The sequence below is a fragment of the Arachidicoccus terrestris genome, assembly GCF_020042345.1.
Classification (GTDB): domain Bacteria; phylum Bacteroidota; class Bacteroidia; order Chitinophagales; family Chitinophagaceae; genus Arachidicoccus; species Arachidicoccus terrestris.
The window spans coordinates 4157216-4181143 of sequence record NZ_CP083387.1; the positions used below are offsets into that span (position 1 = coordinate 4157216).

Annotated in this window: 20 protein-coding genes; 5 read left to right on the top strand and 15 right to left on the bottom strand. The window is 44.7% G+C overall.

What is annotated here, in order from left to right; all coding sequences use genetic code 11:
• Window positions 1-9 precede the first annotated feature (9 nt).
• From K9M52_RS16155 to K9M52_RS16175, 5 genes are all read right to left on the bottom strand, one after another.
• Window positions 10-1527 (bottom strand): PepSY-associated TM helix domain-containing protein, encoded by a 1518-nt coding sequence (locus tag K9M52_RS16155; protein WP_224069469.1) that lies wholly within the window; start codon window positions 1525-1527, stop codon window positions 10-12.
• 10 nt (window positions 1528-1537) lie between these two features.
• Complete coding sequence (locus K9M52_RS16160; protein ID WP_224069470.1) at window positions 1538-3958, bottom strand: TonB-dependent receptor; 2421 nt, start codon at window positions 3956-3958, stop codon at window positions 1538-1540.
• Window positions 3959-4394: 436 nt separating this feature from the next.
• Window positions 4395-4637, bottom strand: a complete 243-nt coding sequence (locus tag K9M52_RS16165; RefSeq protein ID WP_224069471.1) for a hypothetical protein — start codon at window positions 4635-4637, stop codon at window positions 4395-4397.
• Between the two features lie 226 nt (window positions 4638-4863).
• Entirely contained in the window at window positions 4864-5556 is a 693-nt protein-coding gene (locus K9M52_RS16170; RefSeq protein ID WP_224069472.1) for a hypothetical protein, read from the bottom strand.
• Between the two features lie 45 nt (window positions 5557-5601).
• Complete coding sequence (locus tag K9M52_RS16175) at window positions 5602-6330, bottom strand: hypothetical protein (protein WP_224069473.1); 729 nt, start codon at window positions 6328-6330, stop codon at window positions 5602-5604.
• Window positions 6331-6528: 198 nt separating this feature from the next.
• Between K9M52_RS16175 and K9M52_RS16180 the strand changes: the two genes are divergently transcribed.
• Entirely contained in the window at window positions 6529-7479 is a 951-nt protein-coding gene (locus K9M52_RS16180; RefSeq protein ID WP_224069474.1) for an EamA family transporter, read from the top strand.
• Here K9M52_RS16180 and priA read toward each other — a convergent pair.
• Window positions 7476-10082 (bottom strand): replication restart helicase PriA, encoded by a 2607-nt coding sequence (gene priA / locus K9M52_RS16185; RefSeq protein ID WP_224069475.1) that lies wholly within the window; start codon window positions 10080-10082, stop codon window positions 7476-7478. The genes K9M52_RS16180 and priA overlap by 4 nt on opposite strands.
• Window positions 10083-10249: 167 nt before the next feature.
• Here priA and K9M52_RS16190 point away from each other — a divergent pair, with 167 nt between their 5' ends.
• Window positions 10250-10915 (top strand): GDSL-type esterase/lipase family protein, encoded by a 666-nt coding sequence (locus tag K9M52_RS16190; protein WP_224069476.1) that lies wholly within the window; start codon window positions 10250-10252, stop codon window positions 10913-10915.
• A gap of 31 nt (window positions 10916-10946) precedes the next feature.
• On the opposite strand, the gene K9M52_RS16195 is transcribed toward K9M52_RS16190, so the two are convergent.
• Window positions 10947-12275, bottom strand: a complete 1329-nt coding sequence (locus tag K9M52_RS16195; RefSeq protein ID WP_224069477.1) for an MATE family efflux transporter — start codon at window positions 12273-12275, stop codon at window positions 10947-10949.
• A gap of 256 nt (window positions 12276-12531) precedes the next feature.
• Between K9M52_RS16195 and K9M52_RS16200 the strand changes: the two genes are divergently transcribed.
• Complete coding sequence (locus tag K9M52_RS16200; protein WP_224069478.1) at window positions 12532-13275, top strand: MlaE family ABC transporter permease; 744 nt, start codon at window positions 12532-12534, stop codon at window positions 13273-13275.
• A 92-nt stretch (window positions 13276-13367) separates the two neighbouring features.
• A complete protein-coding gene (locus tag K9M52_RS16205) occupies window positions 13368-14360 on the top strand; it encodes a YpdA family putative bacillithiol disulfide reductase (RefSeq protein WP_224069479.1) in 993 nt (330 codons plus the stop codon).
• An 82-nt stretch (window positions 14361-14442) separates the two neighbouring features.
• On the opposite strand, the gene K9M52_RS16210 is transcribed toward K9M52_RS16205, so the two are convergent.
• The 6 genes from K9M52_RS16210 to K9M52_RS16235 all read right to left on the bottom strand — a co-directional run bounded on the left by K9M52_RS16210 (window position 14443) and on the right by K9M52_RS16235 (window position 20948).
• Window positions 14443-16785 carry an NADP-dependent malic enzyme gene (locus K9M52_RS16210; RefSeq protein ID WP_224069480.1) on the bottom strand — a complete coding sequence of 781 codons (2343 nt, stop codon included), beginning with the start codon at window positions 16783-16785 and terminating at the stop codon, window positions 14443-14445.
• A 103-nt stretch (window positions 16786-16888) separates the two neighbouring features.
• Window positions 16889-18073 carry a M20 metallopeptidase family protein gene (locus tag K9M52_RS16215; RefSeq protein WP_224069481.1) on the bottom strand — a complete coding sequence of 395 codons (1185 nt, stop codon included), beginning with the start codon at window positions 18071-18073 and terminating at the stop codon, window positions 16889-16891.
• 22 nt (window positions 18074-18095) lie between these two features.
• Window positions 18096-18764 (bottom strand): deoxyribose-phosphate aldolase, encoded by a 669-nt coding sequence (gene deoC / locus K9M52_RS16220; RefSeq protein ID WP_224069482.1) that lies wholly within the window; start codon window positions 18762-18764, stop codon window positions 18096-18098.
• 16 nt (window positions 18765-18780) lie between these two features.
• Window positions 18781-19128 carry a translation initiation factor gene (locus tag K9M52_RS16225; protein ID WP_224069483.1) on the bottom strand — a complete coding sequence of 116 codons (348 nt, stop codon included), beginning with the start codon at window positions 19126-19128 and terminating at the stop codon, window positions 18781-18783.
• Between the two features lie 31 nt (window positions 19129-19159).
• On the bottom strand, window positions 19160-20011 hold the full coding sequence (gene nadC, locus K9M52_RS16230; RefSeq protein WP_224069484.1) for a carboxylating nicotinate-nucleotide diphosphorylase: 852 nt from the start codon (window positions 20009-20011) through the stop codon (window positions 19160-19162).
• 37 nt (window positions 20012-20048) lie between these two features.
• On the bottom strand, window positions 20049-20948 hold the full coding sequence (locus K9M52_RS16235; RefSeq protein WP_224069485.1) for an ROK family protein: 900 nt from the start codon (window positions 20946-20948) through the stop codon (window positions 20049-20051).
• A 492-nt stretch (window positions 20949-21440) separates the two neighbouring features.
• Here K9M52_RS16235 and K9M52_RS16240 point away from each other — a divergent pair, with 492 nt between their 5' ends.
• Complete coding sequence (locus K9M52_RS16240; RefSeq protein WP_224069486.1) at window positions 21441-22466, top strand: Rpn family recombination-promoting nuclease/putative transposase; 1026 nt, start codon at window positions 21441-21443, stop codon at window positions 22464-22466.
• 87 nt (window positions 22467-22553) lie between these two features.
• On the opposite strand, the gene K9M52_RS16245 is transcribed toward K9M52_RS16240, so the two are convergent.
• Entirely contained in the window at window positions 22554-22883 is a 330-nt protein-coding gene (locus K9M52_RS16245) for a hypothetical protein (RefSeq protein ID WP_224069487.1), read from the bottom strand.
• 133 nt (window positions 22884-23016) lie between these two features.
• A complete protein-coding gene (locus tag K9M52_RS16250) occupies window positions 23017-23790 on the bottom strand; it encodes a helix-turn-helix domain-containing protein (protein ID WP_224069488.1) in 774 nt (257 codons plus the stop codon).
• Window positions 23791-23928: the final 138 nt, after the last annotated feature.

Consider the following 23928-nt stretch of genomic DNA (forward strand, 5'->3'; position numbering starts at 1 on the left):
TCCATGCGTTTAACGCCTATTTCCTGTTTTACGATGCAGGGATTTGATGTAAAGCAGGCGGTAGCCTGCAATCAGTAAGATCAATACTGTCAGCACACCTATGACCGTACTGGTATCCTTCGCACTTTTTCCTGCCCAGCCCATGAATTCATGTTTATGAAAAAAAGCAAAGATCAATGCGTCCGTTTGTTTAAAGGTATCCCCTTTTTTAACAAGAGAGCCTGAGGTTATGTCAACGAATAAAGTCTTGCTGATGCCTGGCCCGTATGAAACTTGCCAGACCGGTAGTATCTTATCGGAGAAATTATATTGCTCCGTAAAGTGCGTCAGATGCCGAAGCTGTGCAGTGTCGATTCTGTAGGTTTTGGAATCCTTGCCCCCTAAGGCGGAGGCAGCCATTAATGCCGCCATTTGCTTTTCACTGTAGCCTTTTAAGAGCGTATCTTTTACGGTGTAATAATCGCTAAAAGAATGCTCCTTTACCTCTTGTTCAAGCATTAAATCTTTCGTCTTCGTCTGTCGGGCGTATGGTTCAGTTTGCAGCCATAATTGCCCTTTTAACTGAAACAGGCTAATGCCTGCAATGGATCTTGCGTTTGGAAGCTCTGTCAGGGTTGCCGGCAAACTTTCGGGAAGTTCAGCCGTAATGATCATTTCGTTTGTGACGGGCCGTATCTTGAATGGTGATCTGCCGTTTTGCAATGCGTGAATCAGGCCACTGAATGCCCAGGCCAGTAAGAAGAATGCGCCGGTGATGGCGGTTAGACGGTGCAGTCTCCTGGCCTTTATAAGTGGATGCGTTTTGTGGCGTTTGGCTTTTGTGGCGAAGGACAGGTATATGCCCAGGCTGGCAGTGAACAGAGTCAGCAGAAGAATCATAGCGATGATGCCGGCTTTTAGCCTGGGCAGCCTGTCCATCCAGGACCATGTGTGAAACCAGCCAAAAAACCGGTTGAAGGCGGCCCTGTGGCGATCCAGTGCGAAGGCGAAGCGACTGTTATGTGTATCAACATAAATGGCGATCCGATCCGGGCGTAAGAAGGATACTTTGTATACAGGTAAAAGCCGGTTGACATAGGTATACTGATCGGTGTAATCATTGATCAGCTTGATGGATTGAATGGGTATGCCTGGATGTTTTGTTTTTCCCAGCAGAAAATGCCTGGCAAGACTTGCGGCGTATAATTGATCTCCATTCAATAATTCACGCCCGTTTTGTATATTAAAGTACCTGGCTGCTTTTGTGGGTGCCGGCAATATCTGATAATACCAGGAAGTGTCCATGTGTATCAGGTGCACCTGACAGGCCTCGGCGATGGCTGCCTGCTGCAACAGTCTTTTTAAAGGAAAAGCATGCTGAAATACCGCTACCGGTATGTTGATATCAGGACCGGCCTGTGTGGTTATCTGCGGACGGACACTCGTCATTAACGGATGCATGAGCCCACTGACCGCCCAAAGAAAAATTGGGACACCGATACAGGTACTTAAGACACGGTGCATGCGATATAGATTTTTCCTTTTCATTTTAATTCGTTTAAAAGTTATATGCAAGGCCTATGGCCAGTGTAAATGGATTGCCTGGATTATAACTGTATCCATAAGAAGATTTAGTCGCAACATCGGCGTAATACTGGTCCAGCAAATTAAGGGCATGTGCCCAGAGCTCAGTTTTGCCCCACTGATATCCCGCTCTTAGATTGATGACCCGGAATCCTTTATATCTCGTTGTATTGGCATCATCCATATAATAACGACCTACCTGCTGATATTCAAGACTCACATGAAGACCTTTTATAAAATCCGGTCTGTAACTAATGACGCCGTTGCCAAGCCAGGCCGGAGCTGCCTGCATATGGTTGCCGTCAAGTACAACGGTGCCCTGTGTTTCTTCCCGGAACTTATGACTGGCTAGTGTGCCTCCCAGGCGCAGATCCCATTGATGGCCCGGCTTGTAACTGATACCCAGTTCCAGGCCTGTATGACTGGTTTTGCCGGCATTTTTATTTTCTGAAGAACCGTCGTTATTACGTACCGATATGATTTCCCCAGTGCCATTCATTCGATAAAGGCTCCAGTCCAGGCGCATTTTACTTTTTTTAAGGCGCCACCAGCCTCCTATCTCATAGTTATGGAATACCTGTGGATCCAGGAAGGGGACCTTCACATTATTGAACAGCTCGGTCACCTGCGGTGGCACAAAGCCTTCTGCATAGTTTGCATAAAAACCTGCCTGTTTAAGGTTGTAATTCAAGCCTGCTTTCGGTGTCCAGTGATTAAACCGGACCATTGAAGATGGTGCGCCACTGACTGCTGTGCTGTTCAGATGATTCTTGAAATCATAATCAAAGCGGTCATATCTGCCGGCTAAGGTTAATCTAAGCCCTGAAGCCAGATCCATTTGCCATTGTACAAAGGCTGCATAATTGTTGATGTCCGTATGATAATCTGTCAGTAGAGAGTCCGGACTATTGAAATGAATATAATCGCCTGCGTTGTTTTTCCTAATGCTTATAAACTGTGCTTGGTACTGACTGGGGCTGATGTCAGCGTTCAAGCCCATAATAAGCACACTGTTCTGCCATTTAAATTGTTGATGGTGCTGCAATAATCCCACGTAGCTTCTAAAGGCATTCATATTGATTTCACCGGAAGCGGATAAAGGGTCTGTTTTATTGTCTTTTATCCGGTAGGAAGGATTCTGGCCGGTCTGATTACTGCGGTACATAAAAGAAAATTTTGTTGTTGCCTGCTGATTCCAGGCTTTTGTAAGGATTGAGCTTGTGCGAAAAGCTTTTACCTTCCTGTATGTAAATCTGTAATGACTGGTAAAATCTTTCTGTGCAAAGGCCAGACTGTCCAGTGAACCTGACATATCCGCGTAATAGTCCACATAGGTGGCTTTGTTTTCCCAGCGTAGAGAAGGCGAGAATTGGTAAACACTGTTAAGTGTGAAAGCACTCTTATGAAAATCGCTATAATCTATCGGGCCATTATGCCGGTTGGCATAATATCCGCTAAGTATTACCCCCAGTTTGCCAAAACTGTCACCTATTCGAACAGATGATTTTTTATAGCCGTTATTGTCCGCCTCTACCGTTAGTTTTCCCGACAGCTCAGGTGGCGCCGTGGCAGATATAAGATTGACTGCTCCGCCTATGGCTTCAGGGCCGTATTGCGCTGATGCAGGACCTTTGAGCACTTCTATCCTGTTGGTAGCCGCCAGATTCATTTCGAGTAGCGCATTATGATTGTATAGGCCTGAAGCCCTGATTGGCATTCCGTCCTCTAAGTACAAAAACAGGCTTTTGGTGGTGATCGGCTGCCGGATACTCATTTCATGTTGTTCATTACCTAAATCTGCCATAAAAACGCCCGGAACCTGATTGATCAATTGATTGATGCTTGTTGCTTTAGTGAGTGCTAATTGCAGGCTGTCCACGATGCCAATAGCTGCAGGTATATCGCTTCTATTTTGTCTGAACCTGGCGGCAGTAACCAATACCTCAGCAAGGTTGTTGTCAGAGGGCGTGAGTTCAACGGTAATGGGCGCATTGACCTGGCCTTGGTCAAGGATAAATGTAGTAGTTTGATAGTTGACCGCAGATATGATGAGCGTGTCCTTTTGGATGCCACAGTCCTCATCCGGTTGCATATTGCAATAGCTTCCCGTCGATTTATATGGAATAATGAAACTTCCGTTGGCGCCGGAAATGCATTGACAGTTGTCCCCTTTTTCCTCACAGCAGCAACTTGTCTTAAATTGTATCGTAACGCCGACAATTGGCTGGCCTGTGTTACGATCGGTTACCCTTCCCCTAATTGGCTGTTGTGTGTCCTGAGCGGTTGTATCTTGCCCTGTAAGGACGGGTTGTGCTGATAATATAATTGAAAATGACATCAGAATAGCAAAGAAAGTATATGAAAGTATAAGCCTGCATAGGGGTGAGCGGTTCATGATATAATTATTTTGTACAGTATAAGACATAGGTTAGCCAGTACCATTAATTGCGTGTATTAACGGTGCGGAAGACGGAATGTGGCAGATGAAGCAATTAAACGCGCCGCGCTTTAAAGAAGCCCGTGAGATGGTTAAAAGCTGGCCGGAATGAACGCAGTGTCCATCAGACTACTTTGAATCTCCTTCTTTTAATAATGAATACAGCAGTAACATGTCTCTAGCCTATAGTTTGTATAGGCGGGCATGATGAGCCATTAGATGCATAGTGAGAATATCTGCATCAGCCGAGTTGTATTTATTGTTTAATATACATATTCTGACGACAGGTAAACTTCATAGCCATATTGTATACCAATAGCTATATTATTGCTGGCATAATACTGTAAACGGTGTAAGGTCCAGTACAAATTAAAGCGGGAGCCTGTGTATATATTCAGGCAAATGCGGGTGGGTGGATCGTTTTGGCATAATAGGCCTGCTTACTGAACAGAACGGGAATGCCGTTTTGTGGTGTGAGCGATGTAATATCACTAATTATAGGTAGTAAGTTATCTGTGCTAAAGAAAAATACAGCAGATTCAAAACTGACTTTTTTATCGGAATTTGGCTGATTGTGGTTGTGATCCTCATCCTCATGCAGTTTCTTATCCAACTGACAATGACCATTACAGTGCATTTCCGGGCGATCTTTGTTGACGCAAAGGTTAGCGGCAACATAATCTTCATTTACAAAAAATGTAGCTATGACCAGAAATTTATTAAAGACCTGGCAGTTAAGCAGTAGTATCAGAAATATGGTAACGCCTGTTTTTATGTTTTACTGATTTGCCCGCAAAGTTAGGTCATACGAGCCTTCTGGCAAAAAAAATACTGCCTCATTTCTTGGAATTTAATATTGTGCCTTATTTCTTCCCTTTGCGGAAAACCCACCAGATTTTTCTCGCAGTCGATTTGTGAATTCCAGGAGTGATTTTATCTAGGTTCTGTTCAGTTACCGGTAACCAGTATTTTGATTTTTTTTCTGCTTCTGTCCTAAAGTCTTTATAAACGTAAAAACCATTCTCATCCAACTCGCCTGTCAATACAATCTTTCTTGCTTCCAGTTGCATGAGCAGATCGGTTATGCACTCTTCTAATAACGGAGACAAACTTTCAAGGTGCTTGTTTTGTTGATCGGCTGAAAGCGCTTGCCAGCCGCCGGCCGTATAACCCTTGGTGACCGGCTCTACGATCGAAAGCCCCATGCCCAGCCCCAGATCTCGCAGGAATTCGTAACCTCTACAATAGAGATCGTAAAATTCAGCCAGAATAGCCGGAAGCCTTTTGTTTTTCTGTTTTGCTTCCCTGAGCAGCCTGAGTAACTTGTATGTTTCAAAATCGCCTATGTCAATTTGTGTTTTAAGGAGTTTCCAAAGCGCATATTTGGTGCTTTTTTCTCTATAGTCAAGTGAAATTATTTCAAGATAATCTTCAGCCGACATGTATTGTTCCAACTCTTTATCTGCGTATAGCCACTGCTCAAATTCGCTAAGTGAGATATCAGCTATGAGTACACTGTAAAATTTATTCTGTATGTATGTCGGCAGCGATAACATGGGTCTGTTGAAGTTTACCTTCCTGCAAATATTTCAAACGGGGTACTATTTAATTCCTTTTTCAATTTTGAATTTTTTATAGCAGTCTAAGATATATTGACCGAGGGTCAGATCCACCATGCCTTTCATTTGCGCAAAGGAAGGGCGGTATTTTTTCATAAACTCTCTGATCAGTTCGTCATCCTGCATACCCGTGAGGTTGGCCACGAGCGTAGTGGTAAAGCGGGAATTTATATATCCTTCCTGCTCGCTGGTTACAGCGAACTGCTGATAGCGTTTTTGCCGGTTCAGATAAGGTTGCCGGAATACATTGATAACAGAAGTTACAGGATGGAATGGATTGAATTTAGGTTTGGTGTAATCAAATATGTTTCCATATAATCTTCTTTTCTCCAGAGAATCTGTATGGTAGTTTCTGGCATTTATCCTGACATCTTCCAGTTCATTATAGTAGCTGTCATCATAAAACCCCGGATTTTGCAGATAGATATCGAACTTTTCCGGCGTGCTGATCAGGCCAATGGGATATCGCATGACCTCCCGGCCTTTAAAGGAAACATATAATGTGTCATGATTTGGGTCACTGCTGCTTATCTGAAAAAAACCCGATTGATCCGAATACGTAGCCTGGCCCCGGGCGGTAGTGATCAACATAGAATCGACCGGTGACGTTGTTGTCCTGGCGCCATATACGTGTCCGCGAATAAGACGTTGTGCGTCAACCTTGACTGAAAAGATGAATATTAAGATAAAAATATATATTATTCGGTTCAAACGCATAGATTTTCTTGAGTTTACAAATATGCATCCAAATTAATGGATTCCCTGCAAGTGGATGTTAAAAATTTGGGAGTCTGTCCCCTCCTTTCAGTCAGCCGGCACATTCGTTTTTTTGAGTTAACCTACAGAGCATCAACCGATCTTACTAAATTTCCTCCTTGTAAAAGCCGTATCTTTATCTTACAAATTATTATGATACGATATATTTTACTGGTCCTGTTAGGCGGGTGTAGTTTTGGGATATTGTCCACAATTGTTAAACTGGCTTATGCACACGGTTTATCGCTGGCCGATGTGACCAGCGCACAGGCTTATTTTGGCGCAGTTATTCTCTGGATGCTATTGATCATATTTCAGAGAGGGCGATCGACCAAAAAACGTATACAGCCTGCTGCGAATCTAAGCACGACTTTGAAACTGATTTTTACCGGTATGGCCTCTGGCAGTATCAGCCTTAGTTATTATAAATGTGTGGAGCAGATACCAGCGTCTATTGCCATTATATTGCTCATGCAATATACCTGGATATCCATTTTGTTGGAACGCCTGATCTTTAAAATTCCCATTACCGGCCGTAAGTGGATATTCTTGCTTATAGTATTAATCGGAACCGTATTGGGTTCGGGTATTATTGGTTACAATAATGAGGTGCATTTAAGCCTGGTTGGTATAGGGTACGGACTATTGGCCGGCTTTTTTTATGCAGTCTTTGTGGTGGCCAATGGGTATGTCGGGAATCAGTTGCCGGCCATTGTCAAGAGTTCTTGGGTCATATTAGGGGTCGCGCTGATGATTATGGCTGTATTCCCTCCTTTCGGACAAATGCAAAAATTGGTTCGTACACAGGAAGTGACTGCGTATTTTTTGGATATCCTGCCTTATGGATTATTGCTGGGCTTTTTCGGTATGGTTTTACCGCCTCTGTTATTCGCCTATGCCATTCCAAAAGTCGGTGTTTCTCTGAGCAGTATTCTGGGGTCTGTAGAATTACCTACTGCTGCTCTTTGCGCCTACCTGATACTCGGTGAAAAGGTAAGTGTCTGGCAGCTCCTGGGCATATTGCTGATCCTGACAGCCATCATTATCATTAATATTCCTTCTTCTCAAAATACGGGGTTGAGGCCAAAGACAAATACAGGTTAAAGTGGATCGATGTCTGCAGCAACTGTCACTCTCGCGAAGGCTTTCGTGGATTGGAGGCTCCCGATTTGTTGGTCAATGATACGCCTGCAATGTTGTAATTGCCCCGGCTCCTTAGGCACTTTGATCAGTATTTCCCAAAGATATTGCCCGCGTACCCGCTCAATCGGTGCGGGCGCCGGTCCCAAAACCTCTATGGACGCCAGTTGTCCTAAAACCTGTGAGACACGGCCCGCCGCTTCTCTGGCAATACCGCTTTCTCTATGCTTAAATACCAGCCTTATGAGTCTGGTGAAGGGCGGGTACCGAAAAGCTTTCCGATGGGCAAGTTCATCCTGATACATGGCTTCATAGTCGTGTGCTTTGACGTATTGCAATACCGGATGATAAACATTAGCTACCTGGATCAGCACGCGGCCTTTGCCATCTTTTCTACCGGCCCTGCCGCTTACCTGTTCCATTAACTGAAAGGCACGCTCTCCTACCCTAAAATCTGTGAAGTTAAGCAGTCCGTCTGCGTCCAGAATTCCCACCAGGCTAACATGCTCAAAATCGAGCCCTTTAACGACCATTTGCGTACCGATCAGTATATCAATTTTCTGTGACTCAAATAGTTGGATCATGGCGTCGTGGCTGTGCTTTCCCTTGACACTGTCATAGTCCATTCTGGCCACCCGTGCTTTAGGAAATAATGCCGCAACGGTTTCTTCAATCTGTTCTGTACCAAATTTTTTTCTTTGAAAATCATGATTACCACAGGCCGCACAGGTAGTGACTAAGGGGTATTCCGTGCCACAATAATGGCAGACAAGCTTATTTCTCCCTTTATGGTAGGTAAGGGAGACCGCACAGTGTCGGCATTGGGGTATCCAGCCGCAGGTATTACAGACTTGATAGGGGGAATAGCCTCTTCTATTCTGGAATAGGATTATCTGTTTATGTGACTGTAAAGTGGCCCGGATCTGAAGTTCCAGTTCCGGAGAAATTAAAACAGGTCTGGGGATCTCTTTAGGCAGCAAGCTTAGGTTGTCCAGCTCGATAACGGGCATTGCAACGTTTTCGTAACGCTCTGTGAGATTGATCAAACCGTATTTGCCCTGTGTTGCATTATAATAACTTTCCAGGGAAGGCGTTGCGCTTCCCAGCAAAACAGGGCAGTGTTCATATAAGGTGCCATAATAGATGGCGGCGTCTCTGGCATTATATCGGGGGGCAGGATCCTGTTGCTTATAGGAACTGTCGTGCTCCTCGTCAACAATGATCAGCCCCAGTTCTTTAAAGGGCAATAGCAAGGAGGATCTGGCCCCCACAATGATCTGTACTTCATTTTTACGCACCTTTTCCCAAAGCTCAACTCTTTCATTGGCGTTGAACCTGGAATGATATACAGCTACATGACCTCCAAAATGATGTTGTAACCTTCTTATGATCTGCGCGGTGAGCGCAATTTCCGGCAGCATATATAATACCTGCTTCCCGGCTCTGAGTGTCTCTTCCATTAACTTGAGATAGAGATGCGTTTTTCCGCTGGCTGTTACTCCATGCAGGAGATGAACGTTCTTTTCCTGCATCGACACTTTTAGCTGATCATAGGCTTTTTGTTGGGGTTGCGTCAAAGAAAAATCCATTTCAATAAAAGGCGGCATCAAAGGCAGACGGGTAATGGACCGGGTCTGCGCTATTAGAATATTTTTATCCAGTAGCACTTTTAAGGTGCTGACAGAGGCTTCCGCTTTTTTTAGCAGTGCACTTTGCAATACATCTCCCTGCCCGAGTGCCATATGCCGGAGCAGCATCAGGATTTTTAATTGTGCGGGAGCGCCCTTCCAGTTATTGAGCAAAGGTTCCAGATTATCGTCTTTTTGATAGTCCGGATGAAAACCGATAAAAACAGCTTTTTTTTCTTTATACTTTTCTTTCAGCGTTTCCTCAATATAACAAATGCCTTTATCGATCAGTCTTTTAACCACCGGATAGATGCTTCGGCCCTCTAGAATCTGCTGAACTTCAGGGAAACGGAGTGTTCCCTTTATTTGCAGTGCTTCTGCCAGCAAGAATTCTTCATCAGAAAAGTCAAGATCCAGGTCCTGGCTTTCTGCATCTTCTTCCAGATGGATAATACTTTCACTGGAGAGTTTAAAATTGGATGGCACGGAAGCTTGCATGACATCGCCTTGGCTGCATTGATAGTAATCTGCCATCCATTCCCAGAATTTGAGTTGTACAGGTGTGACAATCGCGGTCTTATCCAACAGGCTGTATATAGGTATAGGTGTAAAGCCTTCAGGTGCGTGCCGGAAGAGCCTTTTTATAACGCCGGTATATTTTTTGTTTCTCAAAGAGACCTCGCAACGAATACCTATGCGTGCGTCCTCTATCAGATAATCCGGGATTTCCCATGTATAATTTTGGGGTAGATGGAGCGGGATGATGATCTCGGCATATAGCCGGCTATCAGACCCCTTGACCGTCGCCGGTCCGGATAAATCTGGCGCAGGGATCTGACCTGCATTTTCGGTCTCTGTCGGGGCTTGGGCAGGCCGATCCACCGTTTTTGTGGGAATTGATTGCTTTTGCGCCCGAGGTTGCGGATCAAAATGACTCATAATACGATACTTAAACTGATATGGGCGAAGATAATCAAAGTTGACGCTACCCGAAAAAACCTGGCACAATCTCTCATAAAACGCTGTTTTGTGTTGTTAAAGCGACTTAAGTTGATGGATAACGATCTGATAAAGCTTATATTTGAGGATATATTAAAGAATATCTTATGTTGAAAAAAGTATGGGGCATGTTGGCGTTGAGTCTATTGTTCCTAATGCCGGCAATGGGACAGTCAAACGCGTCGTTCAAAGGCGAAATCAATCAGTTTCTGCACAACGACAGTTTGAAAATGCCGCCTAAGGATGCGATTTTGTTTATCGGCAGCTCCTCATTTAGAAAATGGACCGATGTGGCCAGATATTTCCCCGGATATACCATTATTAACAGGGGCTTTGGAGGGTCTCAATTGCCAAATCTGATCTATTATGCCGATAAAATCATCTATCCCTATCATCCACGGCAGGTGATTATTTACTGTGGTGAAAATGACTTTGATTATGACAGATCCGTATCTGCTGATACTGTTTTTGAGCGGTTCCACACGCTCTTTGATATGATCAGAGAAAAGTTGCCCGAAACGAATATTGGTTTTGTCTCTATTAAATTCAGCCCCAGCAGGAAGTATGCCTGGGAGAAGATTAAAAAGGCCAATAGTCTCATCGAGGACTTTTTGGAAGAGCAGTCCAATGCCGAATATATCGACATAACGAAACCGATGTTTGATAAAAACGGCAAGGCGATCACCACGCTTTATCTGGCTGACCAGTTGCATATGCGTCCGGCAGGATATGAAATCTGGAAAAAACAGATCCAGCCTTACCTACTCAAATAAAAATAATATCATTAGAAAATAAAATGGTCTGTCAAAAATGCTGACGGACCATTTTGTTAAAACGCTTATTTAGAAATAATGAGTTAAAGGATAGGCCCAGAATAAAGCCAATCCAGATGCCGGTGACACCAAAATCAAAGACAAAGGTGAGCAGACAGCCGATAGGCACGCCAAATACCCAATAGGCAGCCGCCATATAAATAGTGGGCATTCTTACGTCATTAATGCCCCGTAGACTTCCTACACCAATAGCCTGTGTTGCATCAGATATCTGGAATACAGCTGCATAGAACATTAGAATGGAAGATAGGGCAATCACCTGGCTGTCATCGTTAAATATCTGAGATAAGGGTCTGCGTAATACAATAAATGCCAAAGCGCAGATCACGCCATAAATAAGTCCTGAATAGAAGGTACTTTTCCCAATAGAACTGATCTCAGGCCAGTTTTTGCGCCCGAAGGCATTACTGATCCTGATAGAACAGCCTTGGGCGAGTCCCAGGGAAACCATAAAGGTTAGCGATGCACACTGCAGCGCGATCTGATGTGCGGCCAGTTGAACTGCGCCCAATGTACCCACAATGATACCGGATATGGCAAACGCCCCGGTTTCAATGCCCGCCTGCATGCCGCTGGGTACGCCAATTTTCAGAAGATCCCTGACGGACTGCCATTTTAATTTCCATTGATTTTTACGTACGGCCACATAGCGCTTAAAAAGCGGATGTGTAAAGAGCACCGTAATCATCGCCAGTAAGATAATAATACGTGTAATCAGCGTACCTAATCCTGCGCCAGTAAGCTCGAGCCGCGGCATTCCCCAGTTACCGAATATGAGCAGCCAGTTCAAAAATATATTGAGTGGCATGGCCAGCAGTGACAGGATCATGGCGGTTTTTGTCTTCTCAAGCCCGTCTGTGAATTGCTTAATAGACATAAACATCAGTGTCGGTACCACAGAAAATCCTACTAACCTTAGGAACGGGACAGATAGCCTGGCGACTTCAGGGTCCTGGTCCAGATGAAATAAGATGTTTTTACCTAATTCGAGTAAGCCGCATATTGCCAGCGCAGCTATGGAGCAAAGAATAAAGCCATTATACAGGTAATGGGACACCTGCTGTCCGTCCTTTCTGCCGTGAGCTGCTGCTACTTTCTGTGAAATAGACATGGTAAGCCCTATGCCAAACACAAAGGGGATCACCAGTACACTATTGACCAGTGCGGAAGCTGCCAGTTGTTTATAGCTGATGGATCCCACCATGGCAGAGTCGATCAGACCCAGAGACATCTGTGTCAGTTCGCCAAAAATGATGGGCGTGGACAATTTCCAGGTTTTTATGGCCTGTTGTTTCAGCATAATGAATAAATAAAAGGGCAGCAAAGCTAAAGCAATTTTTTTAATCAAATGGTTAAAATTTAAAGGTTTATGTAAATACGCCCCGAAAAATCTGCCCGGCCAGCGGGCAACCGTATGCTGTAGTTGGTTGTATCTAAAAACCAGGTGAAGGCGAAAGTTATAGAACTGCTATAAATAACGGCTTTTCTGATGGCTACCCGGGCATCTACACGGTAATTGCCTAAAAATCCGTAATTTGCCAGCGAAACAATCTTATATGTTTTCAACTTTTCTCACGGAATTCGGGAAGTATCTGATCATGCTCAAGACCATGTTCTCCAGGCCCGAGAATTTCAAAATGTACTGGAAAGAGTTCATTAGTCAGTGCTATGAAATTGGGTTTGGGGCCTTGCCGATTGTACTGATTATCTCCATCTTTCTGGGTGCGGTGACCACCGTACAGACGGCTTATCAGTTGGTGAGTCCGCTGATTCCGCTTACGACTATTGCGCAGATTGTCAGAGACAGTATTTTGCTGGAGCTCTCTCCTACGGTACTCAGTATTGTATTGGCAGGCGTTGTGGGCAGTAAGGTCGCCTCCGAACTGGGCAACATGCGCGTTTCAGAACAGATTGACGCGCTGGAAATTATGGGGATTAATCCTTATTCCTATCTGGTGTTCCCGAAAATAGCTGCGTCTTTTATTATGATGCCTATCCTGGTCATGATCTCTTGTATCGTGGGAATTTGGGGCGGCAGGGTTGCCGGTGATTTTTCCGGCATCATTTCTCCTAATGTATTTGACAGAGGACTACGAATGGGTTTTAGTTCGTTTAACGTAGTATTTGCCATGATCAAAGCTTATACGTTTGCTTTTCTGATCAGCAGTATTTCTGCTTACTATGGTTATCATGTACGGGGAGGCTCTCTGGAAATCGGCAGGGCAAGTACCAAAGCAGTTGTAACAAGTTGTATTACGATATTGATTGCGGATTATATCTTGGCTGCCGTTCTGTTGTAGGTATGCCTTCAACATCGCTGGCCGGCGCTATAGTTATCCCGGTTATTTTTCCCGAAGACCTTTTCGGTGACGATTATTAAAACAAAAAGACATTGGAAACATTAGATATTTTGATTGTCGGTGCGGGTCCTATTGGACTTACCTGTGGCATTGAGGCCAAAAAGGCCGGATTGAATTATTTGATCATTGAAAAGGGGGCCTTGGTTAACTCTCTGTTTAACTATCCTATTTTCATGACCTTTTTCTCCACAGCCGACCGGCTGGAAATTGGCGGATTGCCATTTATGTGCCTGGCGCCTAAGCCTGGCCGTCAGGAGGCCCTGGAATATTACCGGCAGGTAACCCATTATTTTGGCCTCCACGTGCATCTCTATGAAGAGGTAAAACAAATTCAAAAAGAGGCGGACGGAAGTCAATCATTATTTCTGGTGGAAACATCAAAGGGGGACTATCAGGCGAGAAAAGTGATTATTGCTACAGGATTTTATGATGTACCGATTTATATGGATATACCCGGTGAGAACCTACCCAAGGTGCATCATTACTATAAGGAAGCGCATCCCTATGTCATGGAGAAAACGCTGGTTGTCGGCGCCAATAATTCAGCAGTTGACGCCGCTCTGGAAATCTGGCGCAAAGGCGGCGATGTTACAATGCTGATCCGGGGTAATGAGATAGGTAAAAGGGTCAAATATTGGGTCAAGCCCGATATTGAAAACCGGATTGCCGAAGGCAGCATTAAAGCTTATTTTGAATCGGAATTATTGGAGATCGGGGAAAAAGAAGTTGTGTTGAAGGACAGAGAGGGCCAGGTCGTTACGATTCCCAATGATTACGTGCTGGCCATGACCGGATTCAGACCGGATTTTGATATGCTACGCCGTTTCGGGATTAAGATCGACGAACCTAATGCCTGTCTGCCTGATCATGACCCGGAAACCATGGAGACTAATATTGAAGGTCTCTACCTGGCCGGCGTTGTTTGTGGTGGACTGAACACACATAAGTGGTTTATTGAGAATTCGCGTGTACATGCGGAAAAGATTGTCCGTAGAGTAGCTGCCCTACTGAAAGCATCAAAATAACCGGGTGAATCTAAAAAGAAAAACGAAGTGGTCAACCTGAAAGTAAGTCACTTCGTTTTTCTGTTCGGGACGATTTACTGCCTTATTTAATCAATCCCATAGTGGTTTTTAACTTTGTCCAGTATCCTGACTCCAATAATGCTTTATTGGAATGCCCGGCGCATTTAAGCTGTGCGTCCAGTACAGCAATGTTGGCCATATTGACAATATTGCGAACAGAGCTTCCCAACTGTAATACATGTACAGGTTTTTTTAGCCCTAAAAGGATTGGGCCGATCAGTTCTGCACCCCCTACTTCTTTTAGGAGGTTATAGGCGACGTTCCCTGCTGTCAGGTTCGGGAAGATTAAAGTGTTGACATCTTTATCCACCAGTGAGCTAAATCCATAGTTTTCCTTTAATACCTCTTTATTGAAAGGCAACCAGGCTTGCATCTCTCCATCTACTACCAGATCCGGATTTTTTTCTTTGACAATTCTGGTAGCCTCTGCAACCAACCTGGCCTCTGCTGAGGGGTTACTGCCAAAGTTACTATAACTCATCATGGCGATATGTGGTGTGATATTAAAATTACCTATCTCCCTAGCCACCATTAAGGTGATATCCGCCAGCTCTTCGGCCGTCGGGTTGAAATTAATGGTCGTATCTGCCAGGAACAAAGGTCCTTTCTTTGTCAGCAGCAGATACATACCGGCGATCTTCTTAACACCGTCTTCAACACCAATTGTCTGTAACGCAGGGCGGATGGCGTCTGCATAATTTTTGGTCAAACCGGAGATCATGGCATCGGCCTCTCCCATTTCTACCATCATACAGCCAAAGTAGTTTCGGTCCCGCATCAGTTTTTTGCTCTCATAGTTGTTAATACCCTTGCGCTGCCTTTTGGCAAAAAATGCTTCTGCAAATTTCAGGCGTGTAGACTCCAGCGCCGGATCTCTGGAATCTACGATCGGAAACTCATCGATATTAATGCCATTTTCTTTGGCAATAGTCTCAATCTTGTTTTTTTCACCCAGTAAGATGGGATAGCAGATACCATCTTCGTAGGCGATGGAAGCAGACTTAAGGATTTTCTGATTGTCTGCTTCTGCAAAAACAATTCTTTTAGGATTACGGCGCACCTGACCACCGATGGCCCGAATCACCTGGTTATCCAGCCCTAGACGTTTATTGAGTTCCACTTTATACCCATCCCAGTCAGTGATCGGGCTTCTGGCAACTCCACTGGCAATGGCTGCTTTGGCCACGGCGGGAGAAACGGTTGCCAGCAGCCTGGGGTCCAGCGGTTTGGGAATAATATAATCTGGTCCAAAAATAATATTCTTCTGGGCATAGGCCATGGTAACGATATCCGGCACGGGTGTCTTGGCCAGTTCGGCTAATGCTTTTACGGCAGCCAGCTTCATTTGCTCATTGATCTGTGTAGCCCGGACATCCAGTGCTCCTCTGAAAATATAGGGAAAGCCGAGTACATTATTGACCTGATTAGGGTAATCGCTCCTGCCGGTGGCCATAATCAGGTCATCGCGAACGGCTTTTGCTGCTTCATAGGAGATTTCCGGTGTTGGGTTGGCCATAGCAAACACGATAGGCCTGGTGTTCATGGTCGCCACCATCTCGGGCTTCAAAACGTTGGGGGCACTCAGGCCGATGAACACGTCAGCACCTTTCATGGCATCTGCCAACGTAAGACCAGCATCATCCACCGCAAATTTCGCGCGGATTTCTCCCAGATCGGTACGTCCTTTATGGAGTACACCGTCAATATCAAAAATGGTAAAGTTTTCGTATTTAGCGCCCAGTGCTACATAGATCTGTACACAGGCAACAGCAGCGGCACCGGCACCACTGACGACAAACCTGGAATCTGCAATATTTTTTTGCTGAATTTCCAGGGCATTGAGCAGGGCCGCTCCACTGATGATAGCCGTGCCATGCTGATCATCATGCATCACCGGAATACTGAGCTGTTCTTTTAAGTGCTTTTCAATATAGAAGCATTCAGGAGCTTTGATATCTTCCAGGTTGATACCGCCAAAAGTGGGCTCCAATGCTTTAACGATCTGGACGAATTTTTCCGGATCAGTTTCATTAATCTCGATGTCAAATACATCAATGTCTGCGAAGATTTTAAATAAGACGCCTTTTCCCTCCATGACAGGTTTGCCGGCAACGGCTCCGATATTGCCCAGGCCGAGTACAGCGGTCCCATTACTGATAACGGCCACCAGGTTCCCCTTTGCCGTATATTTGTAAGCATCTTCCGGATTGCGATGGATTTCCATGCAAGGCTCGGCGACACCGGGACTATAAGCTAATGAAAGGTCTCTTTGTGTTTTGGCTTCTTTGGTGGGGACTACCTCGATTTTGCCCGGGCGGCCCTTGCTGTGATAAAGAAGGGCGTCCTGTTTCTTAGCATCTGACATAATTAGATTATATATATTGTAGGGACGAAGGTATAAAAAGCGGTAAATAACCAAAAAAAAAGAATGAATTTTAGCGGTTTGTTTCTTTTTGACCTTCAGCTTTTTAGCTCACCGACGCCTGCGTGCCTAACCAAGCCATCATCGCCATGCCGGTTTTAATAGCCGACTCATCTACGTCAAAGTGTGGCGTATGGACATTATGGACGATACCGCGGGCTTCATTACGTACGCCTAAACGGTAAAAACAGCCAGGGATCAGCTGTGTATAATGCCCAAAATCCTCCGCTCCCATTCTCAGTTCTGTTTCCTCTACATTTGCTGCACCGATTAACTCTTCCGCCAGATGCCTACAGTTGTCGGTTAAAGCAGCCTGATTATTGACAGAAGGATACCCTACATCGATATGAACATCAACAGAAGCGCCCATGGAGGTCACAAGTCCAACAGCCATTTTTTTGATGAGCTCATGCGCTTTATAACGCCAAGTCTCATCCATGGCTCTGAAGGTGCCTTTTAACGCCACTTCAGCAGGGATGACATTTGTGGTATGCCCCCCCTGAAAGGAACAGATGGATAAAACGGAAGGCGAAAAAGGATCGCAGTTTCTGCTGATCAGTTTTTGCAGGCTGACGATCAGTTCTGATGCAATAAGAATGGTATCTGCCGTCAGATGTGGTGCGGCCGCATGACCGCCTTCTGAGCGGATCGTTATATAAATCTCATCGGCGCTGGCCATAACGCGGCCACTTCTGAAGCTTAGCTTTCCAGCGGGCAGCCCCGGATGCACGTGAAGGCCTATAATGCCTTGCGGTGCCGGGTGTTCAAGGACGCCTTCTTTAATCAGCAGACTGGCGCCGCCCGGATTGCGTTCCTCTCCTGGCTGGAATATCAATTTGACAGTTCCCTCCCACTGGTCCCTGGTTTCCCTGAGAATTCTGGCAGCACCTAATAAACAGGTCGTGTGCACGTCATGGCCACATCCGTGCATGACACCTTTATTTTGAGAAACATAAGAGACTTCATTGGCTTCTGTAATTGGCAACGCATCCATATCGGCTCTTAGCGCGATGACTCGGCTACCAGGGTTCTTCCCTTCTACCAGCCCTATAACGCCGGTTCCGGCCATTACCTGAAATGGGATATGATAAGTATCGAGTTTTTCCTGAACAAATCTGGATGTCTCAAATTCCTGATAACTTAATTCGGGATGGGCATGCAGGTGTCTGCGTATATCTATAAACTCATTGTGATACGTTTCGGCGAGTTCTTCTATCTTTTTTTTCAACATAGTAAAAGGTTGAACATTTTAATTAACTTTTTTGCAGATTTTGCGGATGGGTTACGATGGCCACACTTGCACTGCAGCCCAACCGGGTTGCACCTGCATCAACCAGATCTTTTGCGAACCCGTAATCCCGGATGCCGCCTGAGGCCTTAATGCCCATGCCCCGGGGCAAATTAGCTTTAAATAATTGTACGGCATGAACACTGGCACCTTTTTCTGCATAGCCGGTGGAGGTTTTAAGGTAGTCGATATCCCCTGCGCCATATAACTGACAGCATTTAATGATCTCATCATCGGTCAGTACACCGCTTTCAATAATGATCTTCAGCGTTTTGTTTTCCTTTTTGATAACCGGCATTAAATGATTGAGTTCGTTTGCCAAATAAGTCCAGTCCTGGTTTTTCAGGGCGATCAGATTAATAACCAGGTCTAATTCTTCAGCACCGTCAACCATTGCTAAGACAGATTCCGCGATCTTGGCTTCAATAGCGTTATAGCCAAATGGGAAGCCAATGACGGTGCTTACTTTGACGGGACAATCCTTTAAAAGGTTACTGGCCATTTTGACAAAGGGCGGTGGAATGCAAACTGCCGCAAAGCTGTACTCTATGGCCTCCTTACAGCATTTTTCCACATCCGTGACCAGGGTTGTGGGTTTTAAAATTGTATGATCGATTAAATGATTAAGTTCCATGGAAAACGCTTTATAGTTATTTACCGGCAATTTTTGTTCCTGAAAAACCTTCTTTGATCAGCCATCCCAGCACTTTTTCTCTTTGATCTCCCTGGATAATGATCTCTCTGTCCTTTACAGCACCACCGGTACCCAGGAAATTCTTCAGCTTTTTGCCGAGTTCTTTCAGATCTGCTTCATGGCCACTAAATCCCTTAATAACAGTAGCGGCTTTGCCGCCTCTGTTTTTGGTTTCCAGCCATATGCGCAGTTTCTGTATGTTAGCAGCAGGTGTCTGCGTATCTTCTTCTGGCGCATCCATTTTAAAATCAGGATCTGTACTATATACGTATCCGTTTTGGAAATCTCTTTTACTTTTAGCCATTTGGATTCTTTTCTTTCCGGTTAAGTTAGAACTATTTTTCCATTTCTGCTTTCAGACTCAGATCCACACTTTTGGCCTGGTGGATGAGTCCGCCGACGCTGACATAATCTACGCCGGTATCAGCATACTGGCGGACCGTATTAAGATTAATGCCGCCACTGGCTTCTGTCTCAAACCGGTGGTCAATTAATGTAAGCGCTTTTGAAAGTTCTGCAGGTGTAAAATTATCCAACATGACCCTGAATACCTTATGCTCTCCTACTTTAATGACTTTACGAATATCTTCCAGGCTCCGGGTCTCTACTTCAATTTTGAGCGGCAAGCCAGTTGTGACGATATATTGATGGGCCCGGTTGATTGCCTGTTCGATGCCTCCGGCGTAATCGATATGATTGTCCTTAAGCATGATCATGTCATAGAGCCCAAAGCGGTGGTTGAGCCCTCCACCTATACGGACAGCCTCCTTTTCCAGTACCCTGAAATTAGGTGTCGTTTTACGGGTGTCCAGAATCTTCGTATGATATCCTTCCAGTATATCTGCATACGCTCTGGTCAGCGTCGCAATCCCACTCATACGCTGCATGCAATTCAGTACCAGCCTTTCACAACTGAGAATCGTATGTACATGCGCGCTGACTTCAAAGGCTATTTCTCCGTTGACCATCTTTTCTCCGTCTTTCTTATACGGGAAAAATTGACAACTATTTTCCATTTTGCGGAAGATGATCTCTGCCACCTCCATTCCAGCCAGAATACCGTCTTGTTTAATTTTAAGCAAGGCCTTTCCCTTAGCCTCTTTGGGGATACAGCTCAGTGTGGAATGATCCCCGCTTCCAAGATCTTCTCTTAAAGCTTCTTCTATCAAATGATCTATATGTAGCATGTAAAAATTGTATTATTGTTTGTAGAAGTGAATTCGCCTAGCCCACCAGCGCAGCAGCACCAAATACGCCTGCGCTGTCTCCTAAAAGTGGTTTAAGGATAGGAACTTCCACTTTATCATTAAAAATATAGGACGCGAGCCTTTCTCTCCCTTTGGTATAGAGACTATCAATATTACCTACACCACCGCCGATTACTATTGCATCGGGATCCAGAATATTAATGACCACCGAAAGCGCTTTGCCAAACTGTTCGTACAGTCGTTCCATGGTAGCGGCAGCATGGGTGTCATGTTGCTGGTCTTCGGTGATCTGCCTGAGCAGTTTTTTCTTACCCGTCTGTTCAAAATAAAATCTTTCCAGAGAGGGGCCGGCAATAACGGTTTCTACACATCCCGTCTTGCCGCAATAACAGGGGCCGCCGGTTAAATCCAGAAAATTATGTCCCCATTCGCCGCCTATGCCGTGTTTGCCTTCTAGTATCTTGCCGTCAACGACGATGCCTCCGCCCACTCCCGTGCCCATAATAATCCCGAATACCGTTCTGGCACCCGGGGCCTGTTGTTTGACTACTCCTAAATGGGCTTCTGCCAGGGCGAAACAATTGGCATCGTTGGCCATCTTAACCGGAATTTGCAATTTTGCTTCCAGATCAGCCAGTAAAGGCCTGTCATTGAGCGCAGTGGAATTACAGTTTTTCATGGTCTGGCTGCCCGGATCCAGGACACCAGGTGTACAGATACCGATTTTTTCGGGCGCCATACCTGAAGCCTTTTTGAGCAGCGCCAATACCTCCGCGATCCTGTCGATAATATGATCATAACCTTTTTCGCCCTCCGTCGGAATTCTTTGGCGCACGATGGGTGTGGTGTCTTCCAGGGAAGATAAAATAACGCCTTCTATTTTAGTGCCGCCCAAGTCTATTCCCCAAATCGCCATATAATACGGTTTTAGTACTCAAAATTTGCCCAAATATAACACCAATTCCTGAAAAGGCACGATGAAGTGACTCACGATAAATAATGGGCAGGTTGTTTTACCTGGCAGGTGTTTTTGGTATAAGCCCCGTTCTATTTTGCGCCTTTGCCTCAATATTTAAATGTGGGAAAAATGTCTATTTTTCCCAATTATTCTGGGCAGTCTCTACGATACACGTCAGTACTGCATTTCAGAGGTGTATAAATTGTCTAAACTATGTTCCCTGAAGTTTGGTCAAGGCAGGCTGTTTTACTATTTTGCATTCGTTATCAGTTGTGAATCGGGCGCTGAAAATAATCCTGGAAGGTTGGCCATTAAAACAGATTGTTTAACCATGAAGCATTTTGCGAATGATCACGCTTGTTAATTTATAAGACATTTCGAGTGGCTGCGCAGCTATTTAGAAATTTTAATTTTAATCTGCCTGGTGCTTGCCGGGTACAAAATACATTTATGTCAGAAATAAAAGGGGATGGAGTGCCTTATGGCGCACCTGTGTCCGGTCATGTAAGGTCAGTGATGGCCGACGAGACCTTTTCTAAAGCGCCTATAGACCGGGTGATACAGGATATCCGGGGTGGGGAAAACCCATTTGTTGATATCAAGAAAAAGTTCGGATTCAGAAGAGCCTTTTGTACCGCGGACGGTGTGCCGGAGCTCATTGGGCTGCTAAATTCAGTCATCCGCAAAGGTGAGCCGCTGATCGAACAGCTGTATCCCTTTAGTGTTCATGATATCGGTCAGGCCGACGCTGAGTGCCTGGCTGTTTACGATTTTTATGGGAAAGATCAGCTGGGCCGGGTCATTGCAGTAGACATGCAGGATGACCCTGTACTCAATATAAAGTTTAGAAGTAATTATTATGCCTGCAGGGCACTTAAAGCACTCTGTTTGTCGCAATTCGACTATGAGTATGACCAGGTCGGGGTATTGAGCTTTTTGTTTATAGGTGATAGATTGGATATCCGGCCCGGATCGCCGGTGGTCCGTCATTATATACAGGCGGATGAAGTGGATAAGAAGAGCCAAATCGGGGGTATTACCCTTACGACTGTTGAACTGGGTTATTTTGATATACGCTCCGGTGATATTGCGGAAAAGGACACGTATCTGTATTTGTTAAAACGAATGGGCAGTTTGACAAGCGTGCCCGGCCGGTTTGCAGGTGAGCGATTCCGATCGCTTTTTGACAGAGTACGGATTGATCATTTCAAATATGGAGAAGCATTCAGATACCTGGCTCATCTGAAAGCGGAAGAATTAAAGTTTCTGGAAATTACGCACCACGAAATCAAAACCGCAAGGTTTGTTAAGGAACTAACCACTAAAAGAACGACTGAGAAGGTTAAGGCTGCCTGCAAGGAAGAATTTGCAAATACATTAATGGCTTATACAAATTTTGATATAGAACAGGTTGCTAAGTTAACCGGCCTGCCTGTGGAAAAGGTGTCTGATCTTAAGCAGGAAGGGCAGTTTTGATACTTAATTTTAATAATAAAGAGCCAATATGTTTTCATCAGCTCCTTTATCAAAGTCAGTAATAAGCCGAACTGAAAAATCTTATTTTTAGTCGATTCCGAAAAAGATTTCCCGTTCCATTTGAATGTTCAGGTACTCATAAAATTCCACGGGATTGAAGCCGATCCGGATATGCTCAGCTTGAACAAGCTGTTTGGCCTGTTTGAGGAAATCTTCGTTTTGCCATACAGCAAGGGTGATAACGGTGGCACTGCCATGATTGTCGGTGGTTTGAAAGGCTTCACCTCTCCGATAGCCCGGCAATTTGCTGACAAATAGCCTGTTGCTGTTCATACGGGCGCTGAATGTTGCGAGCGATTTTTGTGGTACGGTAAACCTGTCCATAAAATAAACGTTGTGTTGTTCTTTGTTGTCCATTGTAGGTTTTCTGATAATTGTCGCACGGAGGCGCACGGATACACCGGCCGGCAAAATGAATAATGCGATACTAAATATTAATTACGCAAATTTCACAACGTGTCAGCATATATCATTGTAAAAAATCAGGGATCTACCAATAGCGGGCAGTCTTGAAAAATTCTGTTGGGGCCTGTCCGGTAAAAGTCTTGAAAGTTCTGTTGAAATGGGGCTGATCATAAAATCCGTTTTCAAAGGCAATGTCTAATATGGCCGGATTTTTTTGATATTGCGAGATGACAGCCTGCATTTTAATGATCTGAGAGAACTGCTTTGGCGTGGCTCCTGTGGTTTTCCTAAAGCGTTTTTCAAAAGCGTCCTGACTAATATATAGATCTTTGATCAGTTCTTTAATTCTGATATGTCCGTTTGCCTGGTCAATTTTGGCAATTGCCTCGGTTACAAGCGGATCCTGCTTTCGGACTATAAGTTTGGATATCAGAAATTGCTCAATTGCCTTGATTTGTCTGGAATGATCCGATACAGATTGCAATTGTTCATCCAGGATTGAGAGATCTGTTTGGGCAAAATAAGTATCCAGCGAAGTGCTGTGGTTGTATAATTCATGCATCTCTGGCTTGTAAAAGGCGGAGATGCCGGACTGTTTGAAAAGAACAATGATCGTCGTTGTTTTTGGTGCATAGCCGATTAACCTGAAAGCGTTTCGCATGCCGGAGATAGTCATGGAAGGCAATAACTGATTTTCTGTCCCCTCTATATAAGCTACCTCGCCGCGGATCCTGAATGCCATGGCAAAAGCGGTATCAGGCAATACACGATTGATCTGTCCCTCCTGGCTGTTAATGACAAGAATTGATCGGACGAAAGGGATGAGTTCAATGGTAGGGATATATTTTTTTATTGTCACGGACAACTATCTGTTTTTAAGAGAATTAAAGAGATAATCCTGCCCCGTTGCAGATTGGATCATGACCGACAGGCTGCTAATATTCAAAATTAATACATTTTTTATAAGGAAACCATGTATCGCCTGACTTCTTTGAAG